12 protein-coding genes are annotated in these 16,582 nt (G+C 43.2%); 5 read left to right on the top strand and 7 right to left on the bottom strand.

Going from position 1 to position 16,582, the window contains the following annotated elements; all coding sequences use genetic code 11:
* Positions 1 to 12 precede the first annotated feature (12 nt).
* From ACFFRD_RS34990 to ACFFRD_RS35000, 3 genes are all read right to left on the bottom strand, one after another.
* Positions 13 to 717 (bottom strand): DevA family ABC transporter ATP-binding protein, encoded by a 705-nt coding sequence (locus ACFFRD_RS34990; protein ID WP_392480507.1) that lies wholly within the window; start codon positions 715 to 717, stop codon positions 13 to 15.
* A gap of 81 nt (positions 718 to 798) precedes the next feature.
* Positions 799 to 1,974, bottom strand: coding sequence for an ABC transporter permease DevC (gene devC / locus ACFFRD_RS34995; RefSeq protein ID WP_392480509.1), 1,176 nt, complete (start codon positions 1,972 to 1,974; stop codon positions 799 to 801).
* Entirely contained in the window at positions 1,971 to 3,278 is a 1,308-nt protein-coding gene (locus ACFFRD_RS35000) for an HlyD family efflux transporter periplasmic adaptor subunit (RefSeq protein WP_392480511.1), read from the bottom strand. The genes devC and ACFFRD_RS35000 overlap by 4 nt, the downstream gene beginning before the upstream one ends.
* A gap of 271 nt (positions 3,279 to 3,549) precedes the next feature.
* Between ACFFRD_RS35000 and ACFFRD_RS35005 the strand changes: the two genes are divergently transcribed.
* A complete protein-coding gene (locus ACFFRD_RS35005) occupies positions 3,550 to 4,164 on the top strand; it encodes a TetR/AcrR family transcriptional regulator (RefSeq protein WP_392480513.1) in 615 nt (204 codons plus the stop codon).
* Between the two features lie 180 nt (positions 4,165 to 4,344).
* Here ACFFRD_RS35005 and infC read toward each other — a convergent pair whose 3' ends face one another.
* Complete coding sequence (gene infC, locus ACFFRD_RS35010) at positions 4,345 to 4,779, bottom strand: translation initiation factor IF-3 (protein WP_012409964.1); 435 nt, start codon at positions 4,777 to 4,779, stop codon at positions 4,345 to 4,347.
* A 291-nt stretch (positions 4,780 to 5,070) separates the two neighbouring features.
* Here infC and ACFFRD_RS35015 point away from each other — a divergent pair, with 291 nt between their 5' ends.
* Positions 5,071 to 6,402: a DEAD/DEAH box helicase gene (locus ACFFRD_RS35015; RefSeq protein ID WP_114081309.1), complete on the top strand. Its 1,332-nt coding sequence runs from the start codon at positions 5,071 to 5,073 to the stop codon at positions 6,400 to 6,402.
* 83 nt (positions 6,403 to 6,485) lie between these two features.
* Here ACFFRD_RS35015 and ACFFRD_RS35020 read toward each other — a convergent pair whose 3' ends face one another.
* Positions 6,486 to 7,700: a DUF790 family protein gene (locus ACFFRD_RS35020; protein WP_163930778.1), complete on the bottom strand. Its 1,215-nt coding sequence runs from the start codon at positions 7,698 to 7,700 to the stop codon at positions 6,486 to 6,488.
* On the bottom strand, positions 7,630 to 9,231 hold the full coding sequence (locus ACFFRD_RS35025) for a DEAD/DEAH box helicase (RefSeq protein WP_392480515.1): 1,602 nt from the start codon (positions 9,229 to 9,231) through the stop codon (positions 7,630 to 7,632). Before ACFFRD_RS35025 ends, ACFFRD_RS35020 begins: the two co-directional genes overlap by 71 nt.
* Positions 9,232 to 9,373: 142 nt before the next feature.
* Between ACFFRD_RS35025 and ACFFRD_RS35030 the strand changes: the two genes are divergently transcribed.
* Positions 9,374 to 10,675, top strand: a complete 1,302-nt coding sequence (locus tag ACFFRD_RS35030; RefSeq protein ID WP_392480516.1) for an adenylate/guanylate cyclase domain-containing protein — start codon at positions 9,374 to 9,376, stop codon at positions 10,673 to 10,675.
* A gap of 295 nt (positions 10,676 to 10,970) precedes the next feature.
* Positions 10,971 to 14,111 (top strand): PAS domain S-box protein, encoded by a 3,141-nt coding sequence (locus tag ACFFRD_RS35035; protein WP_392480518.1) that lies wholly within the window; start codon positions 10,971 to 10,973, stop codon positions 14,109 to 14,111.
* Between the two features lie 250 nt (positions 14,112 to 14,361).
* Here the strand turns inward: ACFFRD_RS35035 and ACFFRD_RS35040 are convergent, their stop codons facing one another.
* A complete protein-coding gene (locus ACFFRD_RS35040; protein ID WP_392480520.1) occupies positions 14,362 to 14,625 on the bottom strand; it encodes a hypothetical protein in 264 nt (87 codons plus the stop codon).
* 51 nt (positions 14,626 to 14,676) lie between these two features.
* Here ACFFRD_RS35040 and ACFFRD_RS35045 point away from each other — a divergent pair, with 51 nt between their 5' ends.
* Positions 14,677 to 16,521 (top strand): tetratricopeptide repeat protein, encoded by a 1,845-nt coding sequence (locus ACFFRD_RS35045; protein ID WP_392480522.1) that lies wholly within the window; start codon positions 14,677 to 14,679, stop codon positions 16,519 to 16,521.
* Positions 16,522 to 16,582 lie beyond the last annotated feature (61 nt).

Below are 16,582 nucleotides of genomic sequence, written 5' to 3' on the forward strand. Positions count from 1 at the left end.
CAACCAGCCTAACTAACTGGCTGCAACAACAGCACCGTCATTTACTAATTTGCCATCTTCCATATAGACAATGCGATCGGCAATATCTAGAATGCGGTTGTCATGAGTCACCAAGAGAATAGTACAGTCCTGTTCTTTAGCTAATTTTTGCATGAGGTTGACCACATCTCGTCCCGATTTACTGTCAAGGGCGGCGGTGGGTTCATCTGCTAAGACTATTTTAGGACGACCTACCAACGCACGAGCGATCGCAACTCTTTGTTTTTGTCCCCCAGATAAATCATCAGGATAATAATTCAGCCGATGCCCTAATCCTACCTCTTCTAACATTTGGGCTGAACGGGTTTTCATCTCTGCTGGCGAAATATTATTATGCACTTCCAAGCCCATTCTGACGTTCTGGAGTACTGTCAGGCTACCGTGCAAGTTGTGCGCTTGGAAAATATAGCCGTTATTGCGTCGCACTTGGGTCAGTTGTGCTGTACTAGCACCACAAAGTTCTTGTCCCAATATCTGCAAACTGCCGGATTGGGCAGAACGCAAGCCGCCGGCTAAGGTGAGAAGTGTAGTTTTCCCTGAACCAGAAGGGCCAGTCATAATAATAATTTCGCCGGCGTTAATATCCAGGTTGATATCAAAGAGAACTTGCTTACGGAGTTGACCATTACCAAAATAGTGGTCGAGATTTTTAACAGAGATTACAGGTTGACTACTCATAAATATCTTGATTACTCGTGATGCTCGTCATTTATCATTTGTCATTTACAAATGTCCAATGACAAATGACAAATGACAAATTTAAAACATATCTGCGGGGTCGGCGGACTGTAATTTACGGGTGGCGATCGCACCAGAAATAATACACATAATCATGGTTAGTATTAGCACTGTGGTGGCTCGTGCTACGGTCATGTAAAGTGGCAAATTAGTGGCATTACGAGTTAAATGGTAAAGTCCTAAAGGTGCTATTATTCCTGGAATAAAGCCCAAAATTGCCAAAATTATCGCCTCTTCAAACACCACACCCAATAAATAGAGATTGTTATATCCCATTGCTTTGAAGGTTGCGTACTCTTTTATATGGGAATTCACATCTGTAGAAAGAACTTGATAGACGATAATCACGCCTACCATAAACCCCATTCCTACACCTAAGCTAAAGATAAACCCGATGGCTGTATTTTTTTTCCAATAATCTGTTTCAAATTCGATAAATTCAGCTTTGGTCAAAACTTTAATATCATCATCTAAATGAGATTCTAAAGCTGCTTTAATTTGTTTTGGATCGTACCCTGGTTCGAGTTGAATCAAACCTACACTGACACTGCTGGCTTCGCGCTTGGGAAATAGCCGTAAGAAGTTCTGGTCGCTGGTAATTAGGTTCCCATCAGCTGCAAAGGATGCGCCGATTGAAAATAAGCCACTAATGGTAATCGTGCGGCGGTCAATTTCAGTAGTTACAGGCAAGCCTTGTTCAACTTGAGCGATCGCTTCTTTATAATCTCCTCTAGAGGCGCGATCGAACAGCAGGGTATCTGGTAGCTTCACCCGATCTATCTGACTATTCACATCTGGTAAGTTAAAAGCTGGTTTTTCAGGATTAATCCCAATAACTAGGACAGATGTCTTTTGGCGTGTTTTCGGATTCTTCCAATCGACAATGTTGACATACATTGGTTCTGCTGACTTCACCCCCTGTATATCCATTGCTTGATACAGTCGCCGCCGTGTAAAGGTGGACGCATTTAAGACGTTACGGGCTTGAGGGCTAAGTAGAAAAATATCAGCCTGTATACTGTTGTGCAGTTTAGTATTACTGTCAAACAAGGCAGTCTGAAACCCTAGCTGCATGAACATCAAAATATCAGCGAAAGCAATGCCTGACAAAGCTACCAACAGACGGCTTTTTTCATGACTCAATTGCAACCATCCTAGAGGGGTTCGCTGCCGCAGTTGTTGAATAAATCCAATCATAGTTCTATCACCGCTTTTACTTGCAGATTGGTAAACTTGGCAGCTTTGGCGCTAGATGCTCGATCTAGTTGCACATGAACTTCCACTACTCTGGCATCAATATTGCTAGAAGGATCACTGTTAACCAGATTTTGTCGCTGTACCTGCATCCCCGTCCAATGAACGGTTCCCTGTAATTCTTCGGGAATGGAATCGCTGATTACCTTGACCCGTTGCCCCGATCGCACTTTGTTAATATCACTTTGGTAAACTTCTGCAACTGCATACATCTGGTCGGTTCGACCTAATTCTACAATCCCGTCACTAGAAACGGTTTCTCCGGCTCGTGTATGAATCTTCAAAATTTGTCCCGCTTCGGGTGCGCGGACATAAGCTTGATCCAATTGCGCTCTAATTTTTGCCACAGTCGCTTGAGCGCTATCTACCTCTGCTTGAGCGTTGGCAATATCTGTCGGACGGACTTCAGCTGTTTGGTTAAGGGTGGCTTTGGCTTCGTTAATCTGCTGTTGCAAGCTAGCGATGGTTTGATTGCCGTTAGCTTTGGCTTCTTTAATCTGCTGTTCTAAAGTTGCGACAGTTCTGGTTTTGTTGGCTTGATTTTCGATTAACTGCTGAGTAGAAGTTTCTGCACTCAAGCGTTTTTGATCGGCTTGCTGACTGGAAATTGCCCCTGCTTTGTATAAAGCTTCGTAGCGTTGCACATCTACTTGAGCGTTACGTTTTTCGGCGGCGACGCGATCCACCGTTGCTTGTAAACTCTCTTGTTGTCCTTGCAAGTCTGCTGTTAGGCGATCGATTATGGCTTGCTGAGTTTTGATGTTTCCCTCTAGTTCGACTTGCAGACGGCTGACAGCAGCTTGCTTTGCTCCAATTTCTCCCTGTTTTGCTCCCGCTTTTACCTGGTCAAGGTTAGATTTGGCAACTTGAACTTGCTTTTGGGCCTCAACTAAACTTGCCTGCAAGCGATCGCGGCTATCCATAATGGCAATTACCTGTCCAGCATTGACGCGATCGCCTTCTTTGACTAAGAGTTTCTGAAGCAGACTTCCCTCAGTCGAAGAAGTTGCAGATAATTTCATTACTTCTCCATTTGGTTCTAAGCGTCCCAATGCTGTCACTGTTTTTACCACTGGTTGAACAGCTACTGGCGTAGCTGGCTTCTCATTAGCCGTAGCCTGGAACTTTAGTACCGTATAAACACTAGCTCCACCGATTAGCAAAGATGTAATTACTGCTAGTGTAAGAGGCGATCGCAAAAGATTTTGGGAAGACTTTAAATCCTCTAGTTTCCAGTTCTGCACCATACTGTTCACCTTTTACCATTAGCATTAATTGAACTAAACTGTTCAGTTCAATTAATGCTAAACTAAACGGAGTAGTTTAGTCAATAGTCAAAAGTCCAACTTGGCAATTAAACAGTTTTCCCTGCCTTCCCCACCAAAATGAAAACTGAAAACAAGAACACAGGGATCAAGCAAGGAAAGTGAGGGATTTGGAGAAAAAAATAACTCCTGTCTCCTGCATTAAATGCCGATTAAATCATTAAAATTCTTTATAAGAGAGGATGATTAATAAATGGTACGCATTAAAACTGACGAAGTTGATCGAGATAATTCGGTTGATAAAGTAGAGCAAATTCTGCAAGGGGCAATGCAGGAGTTCCTCCAAAATGGCTATGCTGGTACAAGTATGGATCGGGTAGCAGTAGCGGCTGGTGTTTCTAAAGCGACAGTCTACAGCCACTTTCAAGATAAAGAAGGACTTTTTAAAGTTCTGATAGAGCGACTAGCAAGCAAAAAGAACAACTCTATATTTGGCACAGTACCCATTGAGGGAGAACCAAGAGCCGTACTGCGTGGTATAGGAACCAAAGCATTAGAACTGATGAATAGCGACCAAGAGCATAGTGCATTTATGCGAGTATTAATAGGAGAATCTGGTCGTTTTCCTGAGTTAGCTCAAATTTGTGTTCATGCCATGATTAAGCCAGTAACGGAGACTCTCACTCAATACTTGGCTGCTCCTGAGCTAAAAATACCTGACCCAGAGGCAACAGCAAGAATTCTCTTAGGGGCATTGGTGCATTTTCATATTACTCAAGATGTGATGCATGGGAGGGACATTATACCAATGGAAAGCGATCGCCTGATTGATGCGTTGACACATCTAATCACTAAATGCGCCGATTGATTGGCCATGTCCCATTCTTAGCTGATGGAGTGCTGTTGCCTATCCTCTGGCTTTTTTGGTTTCTGAGCTTTGAGCTAAAATCCCACGGCTTGATCTGAAAACGAGCAATAGCAATGTTTTCATGGCCGTGGGAGTTTTAAAAGCTGGCACAAATACATCCTCCAGCGATCGCAAGATTAACTAGGCAGGAATGACTTGAACAATTAGTGAGCGTTTATCCAGTGACTGGATTTTACCTACTTGACTGAGGTCTTTTGCAATTCTGTCTAGCAGTTCTCCTGCTTGGTCACGATATTGATGTTCTCGGCCTCGTAAACGAATGGCAAACTTCACCGAATCGCCTTTACTCAACCACCCAACTGCTTTTTCAATACGTAAATTGTAATCAGCCACACCCACGTTTAAACCGAAACGAACTTCTTTTACCGTAGGTCTAGCACTCTGGCTCTGACGTTTTTTCTTTTGATACTGAAGCTTGCCATAATTCAGGATTTTGGCGATTGGGGCCTCTTTGCCTTGAGAGACTACAACCAAGTCAAGCTCTAGGCTCTCGGCTAACTGTAGCGCCTCATTGGTGTCGATTAGACCACGATTGTTATTCTCATGGTCAATCAAGAAGACATGAGGTGACTTGATTTGTGAATTAATCAGTTGCTTTTGGATTGCGATAACGAATTTCTCCTAATTGTTCAATACTTTATATCCCAAGTAATGCTAATTTAACACAACACTGAATCAGAGCAACTTTAACCACACAATGGGCTACATTCTGTTAGAATGTGTGACTGTGGCACTCGCTCTTCAGTCTTTGCGTTACTGCCCATCCAGCCTTTCAAGACTTTTTTATCCGTCCGCCTAAGACTGACGCCGCCATTGGCGACAGGCCGATGTTACTTTTGGAGTTTTATGAATTTTTCTACTCTCGGCTTGTCCAATGAAATTATCCGTGCGGTTACAGAGCGAGGGTACACCGAACCTACGCCAATTCAAATACAGTCGATTCCTGCCGTCTTATCGGGTAGCGATTTACTAGCTGGGGCACAAACTGGCACTGGAAAAACCGCTAGTTTTACCCTACCACTTCTACATCGGTTATCGTCCGAAAAGAACGTCAAAGTTACATCTAATGGATACCGCCCGATCCGGGCACTGATTCTCACCCCGACTCGTGAACTCGCCGCCCAAGTGGAAGAAAGCGTGCGCGAGTATGGCAAATACTTGCAGCTAAACTCGATGGTGATGTTTGGCGGAGTCGGTATTAATCTGCAAAAGCAGCGTTTGAAGAACCGAGTAGATATTTTGGTGGCTACTCCAGGGCGACTGCTGGATCACGTACAGCAGGGCACGCTAAACCTGTCACATATTGAGGTTTTAGTTCTAGATGAAGCAGATCGGATGCTGGATATGGGCTTTATCCATGATATCCGCCGCATCCTTGCACTTTTGCCCAAAAAACGACAAAATTTGCTATTCTTCGCTACTTTTTCGGACAAAATTAAAGCACTAGCCGCCGGACTACTCAATAATCCGAAGATGATTGAGGTGGCACGCCGCAACGTCACCGCCGAGACAATTGCCCAAAAAATTTACCAAGTAGATCGTGACAAGAAACGTCAATTACTTGCTCACCTAATTCGGCGAGATAATTGGTATCAAGTGCTAGTGTTTACTCGTACTAAGTATGGCGCTGACCGTTTAGTTAAGCAGTTGGGTGAAGACCGCATTCAAGCATTGGCAATCCACGGGAATAAGAGCCAACCGGTGCGTACCAATGCTCTGGCAAAATTCAAGAATGGTAGCTTACAGGTATTAGTGGCGACAGACATTGCTGCTAGAGGTCTTGACATCAGCGAACTACCCCATGTAGTCAACTTCGATCTACCTAATGTACCGGAGGATTATGTTCATCGCATTGGGCGAACTGGTCGCGCTGGTGCGTCAGGTGAAGCCGTATCGCTGGTGTGCGTAGATGAATACAGTCTATTGACAGATATTGAAAAACTGATTGAGCAGCGTTTGCCAAGGGAAGTAGTGGCTGGCTTTGGCCCTAACCCCGATACAACGGCCGAACCAATCCCCAATGGACGGCAACACAGACCCAAATCTGGAGGTGAAAAGCGATCGCCTCGGACTCCTAAACCGTTACCACGGACATCGGCTAAACGTAAAGCAGCGCCACCCGCGACTAATGGCGAGAAGCCTGGGGCTCGTTCGTCCGCATCGCGCCGTTCTAAGTAGGGACTGGGGATTGGGGACTGGGAATGAGGGAAGACTTTTCCTGAAATATCCAATAGCAAGTACCTAGTTCCCACTCCCCATAATCAATCCATTACAGCTAAGACAGCTTTCGGCAATAACTTATCTTTAAACCAAACAATTCTGGCGGGGACATCATTTAATTTTACTCCCGCTTTTTCTAAATTAAGTCGTTCAGAAATTGCCAAAATTAAGTCATCACGTCCAGCCCGCCGCACCTGAGAAAATTTCTTTTGTAAATATTCTGGCCGCCAATAACCAACAATTTCTAATAAGAAAGTGCGTCCATCAGAATGCACCAAGCGAAAATCGGGAATCATCACACTACCGGGAATCGGTATTAAATCAACTTCTCGTTCTAATGCCCAACCGCTTTTCAAAGCATCCCACTTATCAGCAAAGGATGCTTCTAACATACTATCGTAAGGCTTTCCGGGCGGATAGTGGGATACTAAACCACATTCAGAATTGAGGGTGAAACGTCCAGTTTTCCAACTATTTGTATAAGCATCGCGGGTTTGGAGAATGGAAGAAAGACTCCATTTAGTAACGTGAAGTAAAGCAGGAATAAGTTTAGCGATCGCTAACCCATATCGTGTACTAGGATTAAACAAACTCGTCGGCCCATCAATGGTAATTGTAAATCCGTGGTCAGCATCGCCTTCAATATAAGCCATTAGTTGAAACAACTTTAGATAGCGAAATAACAGCTTATATTCACCTGGAACATTGCGATGAGCATTTAACACCAGTTGACTGGCCTTGTAAAATACACCCTGTACCTGAGATAAGTTATATCGATTTAACACATCTGGCGCTGTCGGTGCATCGAAAACAGTCAAAATTTTATTTTCAGATAAATCAGCATATAACCCATTCCGAACCTGTTCTAATAAAACTTCCCGCTCAAGTTCTTGAGTTAACTCATCAGCAATTTTACTTAGAGTAACTTGGGTTGATTCTCGACTAGAAACAGACTTTGCAGCCAACGAAAACACCCGTTCTCTTAACATCTGTGGTTCCAAAGGACTAACCACCTCAAAAGTACAAAAACTGCTTTTGAGAATATAAGCTAACCCTCGCTTCACCCGATAATCTGTAGAATCTCCTTCAAAATCAGTCAATTGTCGCTCAAGCACACCCTGAGTCTTACCCACTGCTGATTGAAAATAATTAATTAACTCAATCGCCAACTCCGAAGTTCCCCGATCAATCTTCAGTCTCTTCGGAATGATCTCCTCCCCGTTTTGGCGATGCATCAGTAAATCTGTCGGTAACATCTGAATTCTGGATTTTAGATTTTGAACTTCCCGTTGAATAATTAATTTCTAACTGTTCCGCCGCCTTCAAACTCCGTTCCTTCCCACTCCCATACACAACCTGTAACTTCCCTTCCTTCTCTTTCTTCCCTTCGTGTCCTTCGCGCCTTCGCGGTTCGTTATTCCTCTCCCCTCTCCGCCTAGCCGAAGTTCCTTCCTCACTCGTATCCTCCGCCACCACCTCATACAAAATCGCCTGCTTATTCTCAATATTCCCCTTCCGTAAAATCCTTCCCAATCGCTGAGTATACTCCCTAGCCGAACCCGTCCCCGATAAAATAATCGCCACAGAAGCCGCAGGTACATCAACGCCTTCATTCAACACATGAGAAGCAACCAAAGTATTATATTTACCCTCTCGAAACTTAGTTAATATCTCATGCCGTTCCTTCACAGGAGTTTGATGAGTAATTGCCGGAATTAGCAACTCTTGAGAAATGCGATAAACCGTTGCATTATCAGCAGTAAAAATCAAAATTCTTGCTGGATAATGTTCTGCCAATAAATTAATCAAAATTCGCAACTTCCCATCAGTCCCCAAAGCGATATCTTTCGCTTCCCGGTGCGCTAACATCGCCCTACGTCCAGATTGCGATCTAGCACTCATTTGCACGAACATTTGCCAACCTTGTAGACTCCCCAAAGAAATCTTTGATTGCTTCAAAAAGTCGTTGCGGGTTTGAATGAGTTGATTGTATCTTTCTCGCTCAAGTTGCGATAACTTTACTTTAATTTGGACAATTTCATGTTCTGCTAACGCCTGACCCGCCAAATCTTCGGCGCGTTTGCGATATACTTCTTCACCAATCAGAATATTTAAATCAGCGTGTTTACCATCAGTGCGTTCTGGTGTAGCAGAGAGTCCCAGACGATAAGGTGCGATCGCATATTCAGCGATAACCCGATTAAAATCTGTCGGTAAATGATGGCATTCATCAAAAACAATCAGTGCATATTGATTTCCCAAGGTTTCGGCGTGAATTGCGGCACTATCATAAGTTGCAACTAAGATAGCTGTTCTATCCCGCGAACCACCTCCCAACAATCCCACCTCAGCATCGGGAAAAGCTGCTACCAAATGTGCATACCACTGATGCATTAAATCTAAAGTTGGCACCACAATTAGCGTCGTGCGCGGCGTTGATTGCATCGCCATTTGCGCTAAATAAGTCTTTCCCGCCGCCGTGGGAAGCACAACTACTCCCTGCCTACCCGCCAGTTTCCAAGCCGCTAACGCCTCAGTCTGGTGTGGATAGGGTTCCATTTCCAAAGTCGGAACCAAATCTACAGGATAAAATTGCTTGGCCTCATCGATAAAATTCACATCTTCCGCTTGTAGTGCTTCTACTAGCGATCGGTATCTAATTGCTGGAATGCGGAATTTTTCAACTCTATCATCCCACGTAGCATAATCCATCCAACCTTTGCCGCGTGGTGGTGGATGCAAAATTAATGTGCCACGATCAAAATTTAGTGTAGGGGTACGAGCCATTTATGGGAATTGGGAATTGGGAATTGGGGATTGGGAATTGGGAATTGGGGATTGGGTATGGGGGATTGGGCATTGGTTGGTAATTTTCCATTCGCCATGCCCCATTCCCTAGTCTATTGATTACTAATAACGCAAAAAGTGCATGATTCATCCAAGTAACTCAGATAAAACCCAACTAGATGCGCTCATTAGTCACGGAATGTCCAATCGGCAAACCAACAATAACCTTGCCGAATCCTACAAAGAACAGCGACAGAGCTTTCTACTGAAACGGCTACAATTGCAGGCGCAAATTATGCTAGTAGTTGGCTTGACTTTAATCGCTTTTTCCCTTTGGGAAAATTCATATCTAGAAGCCAAGATATACGCCTTTAAAATTGGGATTGTCGTAGAATTATTCACTCTTATTTGTTGGGGTTTATGTAAAACTCCTATCGGTCGTCGCCATCCTGATTTAATTTTTTTGAGTTTATGCTGGGCTGTAACTTGTGTTGTCCAAATTGATATAGCTTTATTGTTTAATAATTTGGAACCTAGAAGCAATATTTGGACTCTGATGTTTCTCACTCAGGCTACAATTATACCAGTTCAATGGTGGATGCATTTAATATCTCAATTTGGAACAATAATTTGCTATTTAACCTTATATTTCTTATATAATCCTATATTGAAGAATCCATCAGCTTTTTATGCTGAACAAGGATTATACTTTTTTTGGACTTGCATAATTTGTGTATTTTCTGTATTTTTATACGAACGCTTGCGAAAAAAAGAATTTTATGCGCGTAAAGCAATGGAACTGGCGCAGCAAAAATCGGAACGGCTGCTACTAAATATTTTGCCAGGGATGATTGCAGAACAATTAAAACAACAGCCTACAACTATTGCTGATAGTTTTATGGAAGTTACGGTATTATTTGCCGATATTGTTGGTTTTACAGAGCTTTCAGCTCGTACATCTCCTACGGAATTAGTTGAGTTATTAAATACAATATTCTGTTTGTTTGACCAATTAGCAGAACTTCACGGAGTAGAGAAAATCAAGACTATTGGCGACGCATATATGGCTGTTGCCGGATTGCCAAATCAGTCTAACGATCATGCTTCAGCAATAGCTAATATGGCGTTGGATATGCAAAATGCTATAGCTATCTTTAATGTAGAAAATAATCAATTATTTAGCATCCGTGTTGGCATTAGTACAGGTCCAGTTGTAGCGGGAGTGATTGGTCTGAAAAAGTTTGCTTACGATCTCTGGGGAGATACAGTAAATACTGCTAGTAGAATGGAATCACATGGAATAGCCGGTAGTATCCAGGTCTGTGAAGCAACTTATCAGCTTTTAAAAGATAAATACTTATTCGATAAACGAGGTTTAATTCAGGTTAAAGGCAAAGGAGAAATGATGACTTATATCCTAAAAAAAGTTAATTTAAAAAACTAATATAAGTATGCTGTTTGACGGATACAGAGAAATATAAAATATATAATTAGAGCGATAAATATTAGCTATTTAACCTCTGCTAAAACTAAGCTTTAATCCTTTAGATAGATTCACAGCACATAACTGCTTTAATGTGTATTATTTCGATGCATAATAAATATTGAGCGATGTCTACGACGGGCTGTGACGCTCTCTACGAGACGCTAGAAGCGAACGCAGACTGGCTAACGCATCGCATTCTCTAGCTGATTTTGGGAATAATCCTTTAGCTAGCTGCATAAAAGGAGAAGCCACATTGAAAGGAACACGTTCCCTTCTAGCGCCCTATGCTGTTGCACTATTGGCTGTTGGTAGCGCATTGCTACTAACACTATTGCTACAGCCACTACTGAAACCAACTATTTTCCTGCTGTTTTTTGCTGCCGTGGCGGTTAGTGCTTGGTATGGTGGTATGGAAGCAGGGTTGCTGGTTACTGCTTTGTCTACTTTGACTGTTAGCTATTTTTTCTTAGAGCCAGTGTTTTCGCTCTCGGTTGCGAGTCTAGACAACATAAAACGGTTAGGCTTGTTTGTCCTGGTGACAACATTCATCAGCTTGCTAAACTCAGAGTTACGCACTGCCAAACAACATCTTCAAATGAGTTTGCAAAAGTTAAAAGTGAGTGAGGCAAAGTTGAGAAGGTTGGTAGAGTCCAACATTATTGGGGTAATTGTAGCCAATATGGATGGAGCGATCGCAGAAGCTAATGATGCTTTTTTACGAATGGTAGGTTATTCGCAAGAAGATTTACTTGCAGGGCGGGTTCGATGGTGCGATATGATCCCACCAAAATTTATTGAAGCAAACAACAGTGCGATGCCTACAGCGGGCTATGCCTACGCAGAACTCAAAGCCAAAGGTGTATGTCAGCCTTTTGAGAACGAATGCATCCGCAAAGATAACACTCGCGTTCCCATCCTGTTAGGTTCTGCTTTGTTAGAAAATAATCCTAACGATATTATCTCTTTTGTACTGGATTTAAGCGATCGCAAACAGGTAGAGCTTGCCCTATGCCAAAGCGAAGAACGCTACCGCGCTTTTTTAGAGCAGAGTTCAGAAGGTATTTGGTGCATTGAACTAGAAGTACCAATTTCGGCAGACTGTCCAGAAGATGAACAAATTCAAAATTTTTATCAATATGTTTACTTAGCCGAATGCAACAATGTAATGGCACAGATGTATGGCTGTTCTCGTGCCGAAGAAATTATCAACGCCAGACTAGGAGATTTTCTCATTCCCTCCGATCCACATAATATTGCATACCTGCGTAATTTTATCCGTTCTAATTACCGACTAATCGATGCAGAGTCTCACGAAATAGATAAGCAAGGTAATTCCAAATATTTTTTGAATAATCTGGTGGGAATTGTCGAAAATGGGCTTTTAGTCAGAGCATGGGGAACTCAACGCGATATCACAGAACGCAAGCGAGCAGAAGCAGCACTGTGTCAACGAGAAAATGAACTGCGGCTAATTACAAATGCTGTGCCCGTCCAGATTTCTTATGTTGATACTCAGCAGCGTTATCGCTTTAATAACAAGAGATATGAAGACTGGTTTGGGCTTCCCGCTTCCGAAATTTATGGTAAACACATTAGAGAAATTCTGGGAGAGTCGGTTTATCAGTCAATTCTTCCTTATGTAGAAGCAGTACTTTCTGGAGAGGAAGTCACTTATGAAACCCAATTACCTCATAAAGATGGCACAAACCATTACATAAATGTGAGTTACGTTCCCCAGTTTAGTGAGCAAGGAAAAGTTGAAGGATTTGTTGCCCTAATCACAGATATTACACTTCACAAGTTAGCAGAATTCGCTCTAAAACAGAGCGAGAAACGGTTAAAGACGCTCACCGAAAAAGTCCGCATAATTCCTTGGGAAGTGAATGCCACTAACGGAAATTTTACTTATGTAGGGCCGCAAACCGTTGAGATTCTTGGCTATCCATTATCAGACTGGTATATCGATGATTTCTGGGCAAAACATATACATCCAGAAGATCGCGAGTGGGTTATTCAATATTGCCAAGAATCTTCGCTGTCACTGAATAATTACGAATTTGAATACAGAATGTTGGCTGCTGATGGCAGAGTTGTGTGGCTGTATGACATTGTTAATGTCGTGCGGGATGAGAATGGGCCGCAGCTACTACATGGGTTTATGCTCGATATTACCGATCGCAAGCAAGCAGAGCAAGAACGCGAACAACTGCTTGAGCGCGAAAAAGCAGCACGCGCTGATGCAGAATCAGCAAATCGGATGAAGGATGAGTTTCTCGCCACCCTCTCCCACGAACTCCGCACACCCTTAAACGCCATATTGGGTTGGACGCAGCTACTAAGAAATCGTAAGTTTGATGAGGCTACTACTGCGCGGGCGCTAGAAACAATTGAGCGTAACACTAAATCCCTGACGCAACTGATCGAAGATGTCCTAGATGTGTCACGGATTATTAGAGGCACACTTCATCTCAGTATCCATCGGATAAAACTTGTACCACTTGTAGAGGCGGCAATCGATACTGTGCGCCCAGCAGCTGAGGCTAAAGAGATTAACATCAAGTGTAGATTCGATCCTGAAGTTGGGGTAGTTGTGGGTGATACCAACCGCTTGCAACAGGTTGTGTGGAACTTGCTCTCCAACGCCGTCAAGTTTACACCCAAGGGCGGAACAGTTGATGTGCAACTAGAGCGGATTGAATCTTCCGTGCAAATTCGCGTGAGTGATACGGGAGCGGGAATTGCTGCCGAATTCCTCCCCCATGTATTTGAACGCTTTCGTCAAGCTGACAGTTCCAGCACGCGATCGCATGGCGGACTAGGATTAGGGTTAGCGATCGTCCGTCACTTGGTAGAATTACACGGTGGCACAGTCTCTGTCGAAAGTCTAGGAATTGGACAGGGAGCGACATTCATTGTCAATCTACCGATGAAAGCCGTTTATGTAGAGACTAATACAGCAGAGCCGCCTTCATCTCTGGTGGATGTCCCAGAGGCTAATAATTACCTGCCGAGATTAGATAACTTGCGAGTGCTAATTGTTGATGATGAGCCAGACGCGCGTCATTTACTCACCACCATTCTGGGACAGTATGGGGCGCAAGTCATAGCAGCTGCATCTGCTTGTGAAGCCCTACTTGCTTTGCAACAATTTCGCCCCCATATACTGGTGAGCGATATCGGTATGCCACAAGAAGATGGCTACGCACTAATTCGTCAAGTGAGGGCGCTACCAACAGACCAAGGAGGGCGGATTCCAGCAGTGGCCCTGACAGCTTATGCTAGGGCAGAAGATCGCACGCAAGCGTTGTTAGCAGGCTTTCAACTCCACGTCCCCAAGCCAGTAAATCCCGCCGAGTTAGCAGTTGTAGTTGCCAACCTCACTGGACGCACTTGAAGAATTAAAAATTAAAAATTAAAAAGTAAAAATTAAAGATGAATTTAATATTTCTTTTGCTTTTTACTTTTGCCTTGTTTGATGAATTTTTATAATGGTTTACGAGTATTAAAGGCTTATTAATGAGCCTTTAATACTCGATGACGGAGATAAAAGGTGGATTCATCCAGTTCAAATACTCGTGAACGGAGATAAAAGGTGGATTCATCCGGTTCAAATACTCGGCGACGGAGATAAAAGGTGGATTCATCTAGTTCAAATACTCGTGAACGGAGATAAAAGGTGGATTCATCCGGTTTAAATACTCGTTAACGGAGATAAAAGGTGGATTCATCCGGTTCAAATACTCGGCGACGGATATAAAAGGTGGATTCATCCGGTTCAAATACTCGTTAACGGTTTTTTGATGACATGCTACTAATCGCGTCTCTTGCCTTAACCGAACCGTATTGTGCTGTGCCCTTACGAAAGATATGGTTTTTAACGTTAATCCATATTTGGTATTTCTTGTCAATGCGTAAGTCCTATAGAATTAGAATTGACGTGACGTTTCTTAGTAGCTAAAGTGTCAGATTCTCTGCCATTGCGCGATCGCTATATTGCCTTAATCGATGAAATTGTTGAAACCACCCTCAAGGGCAAAATTAGCTCTGTTGAGATGGTGTACCAAATGCTGCTTAAAGGCATTACTTCCGGTACAGGGGAGGTATTTGAGTTAGCTTTGAGCGATCGCCTGAATGCTCTCCAAAGCCAAGTAGATAGTGAAAAAGACGAACTCAAGAAAGCCAAAGCTACTCGCAGTTTGAGAGCTATTAAGACCATTCAAAGTCAATGGCAACGTTGGCAAGAGCAAAACAAAACCACAGAAGCGATCGCTTCCGCAGTTACAGAAATTACCACAGCCCCCTCTGACGAGCGACTGGCGACATTTTTACGGATTACTGACCCAAATCAGAAGTATCCGCTAAATTTGCAACAGTTACAGCAATTATCAAAAGCATTACAGCAATTTGCCCAGGCAGATAGCGATTTAGAACAATTTTCTGAAGGGATTACCCGTGGTTTAGCTTCTTGGCAGCGATTGCAAGACAACTTGCTCAGTTGGATGTACGAGCAAAAAGAAGCTTTAGGATTTGGCGGTGTACCGGGAGAACGTGGCCCTTGGGCAAGTTGGGCGAAACAACTCAATAGTGAGTTACCCAAAGCACTGCTTCGCACCTTAGCGATGGAAGAATCGGCAATTGAGTTTGCCCAGCGACAACGGGGAATCACCCTGAGAGATTGGGTGGAAATGGCATTAATTTTACAGTTCTTGCAACGGGGGCTAATTAACTGGTTTGACCAACAAGCTTACGATGTTAAAGCCGGGCCAAAGTTGTCCATTTCGACTTTTTTGACCTTTGCAGTAATTTGGAGTCAATTAGCAAGTGGTTTTGCAAGCATTGGCACAGTATACGCCGATGCGTGTTCTCAAATCATGCTCCAGATTTTGCGAACATTTGCCCAGCGTCCATATTTTCCTTTTTACGGCGGGATATTTGCCTCTTTTACTGGCACTTATTTACGAGATGCCCTCGATTATTTGGATGAACCATTGCGACGAGGCGAAGGAACCCAAGAAAAGGCGCGAATTTTGACGCTTTTAGGTTATTCACAGCGTGCTTTGGGGCAATACCAGCGCTCAATTGATTTTCATCAGCAGGCGTTAGAGATAGCCAGGAATGCAGGCGATCGCGCCTGTGAAATAGCCAATCTCAACCACCTCAGCCGTACCTACGTGCAACAGCAAAACTATGCTGAAGCAATTAACTACAGCCAACGAGCATTAATATTGAGTCGGCAAGCAGGCGATCGCACAGGGGAAGCCAACGCGCTGGTAAATTTAGGTTACAGCGAAGTCATGCAGGCTCAAGAACTGGAGAATCTAGAACCTGAAACTTATGAAGCCGCAATTAATTATTTGGAACAAGGTTTAAAATTATCAGAAAAATTAGGCGATATTCAAAGTAAAGCTTTATGTGTCAGCAGCTTAGGAATCGCTTATCTAGTAATTGGAGAACACCAAACTGCAATTAAATATTTGGAGGATGGCTTTAAAACAGCCCAAGTTTCCGGTGACTTGTATCTTCAAGGGCGGAACTTAGCTTATTTAGCAGAAGCTTATTATCATCTCCAAAATTCTGAAAAAACCGTTTACACAGGCTGTTTGGGAATGTATCTTTTGGAGCAAATTGCTTCTAATGAGTGGCGGCAAGCAGCAGGTTTACTAACAATTTTGCAGGGTCAAATTGGGGCAGAAGCTTTCCAAAAGTTCTTGCAGCAACATCGCCCTAAAATCATTGCGGTTATCGGTGTAGATGGGTATGATTACATTCCAAAATTATTAGAGATATACAAGCAAGATATGTAACTTCTAAAATCTCTGCTTTCTACTCGTACCTCTGCGGTTTAAAAGTAATTTATTGAACCAC

Source organism: Nostoc sp. C110 (genome assembly GCF_043099725.1).
Taxonomy (GTDB): Bacteria; Cyanobacteriota; Cyanobacteriia; order Cyanobacteriales; family Nostocaceae; genus Nostoc; species Nostoc muscorum_A.

Bases quoted from the DNA above. Each gene is read 5' to 3' on its own strand.
- ACFFRD_RS34990 (WP_392480507.1), bottom strand. From the start codon at position 717: ATGAGTAGTCAACCTGTAATCTCTGTTAAAAATCTCGACCACTATTTT.
- devC (WP_392480509.1), bottom strand. From the start codon at position 1,974: ATGATTGGATTTATTCAACAACTGCGGCAGCGAACCCCTCTAGGATGG.
- ACFFRD_RS35000 (WP_392480511.1), bottom strand. From the start codon at position 3,278: ATGGTGCAGAACTGGAAACTAGAGGATTTAAAGTCTTCCCAAAATCTT.
- ACFFRD_RS35005 (WP_392480513.1), top strand. From the start codon at position 3,550: ATGGTACGCATTAAAACTGACGAAGTTGATCGAGATAATTCGGTTGAT.
- ACFFRD_RS35015 (WP_114081309.1), top strand. From the start codon at position 5,071: ATGAATTTTTCTACTCTCGGCTTGTCCAATGAAATTATCCGTGCGGTT.
- ACFFRD_RS35020 (WP_163930778.1), bottom strand. From the start codon at position 7,700: ATGTTACCGACAGATTTACTGATGCATCGCCAAAACGGGGAGGAGATC.
- ACFFRD_RS35025 (WP_392480515.1), bottom strand. From the start codon at position 9,231: ATGGCTCGTACCCCTACACTAAATTTTGATCGTGGCACATTAATTTTG.
- ACFFRD_RS35030 (WP_392480516.1), top strand. From the start codon at position 9,374: ATGATTCATCCAAGTAACTCAGATAAAACCCAACTAGATGCGCTCATT.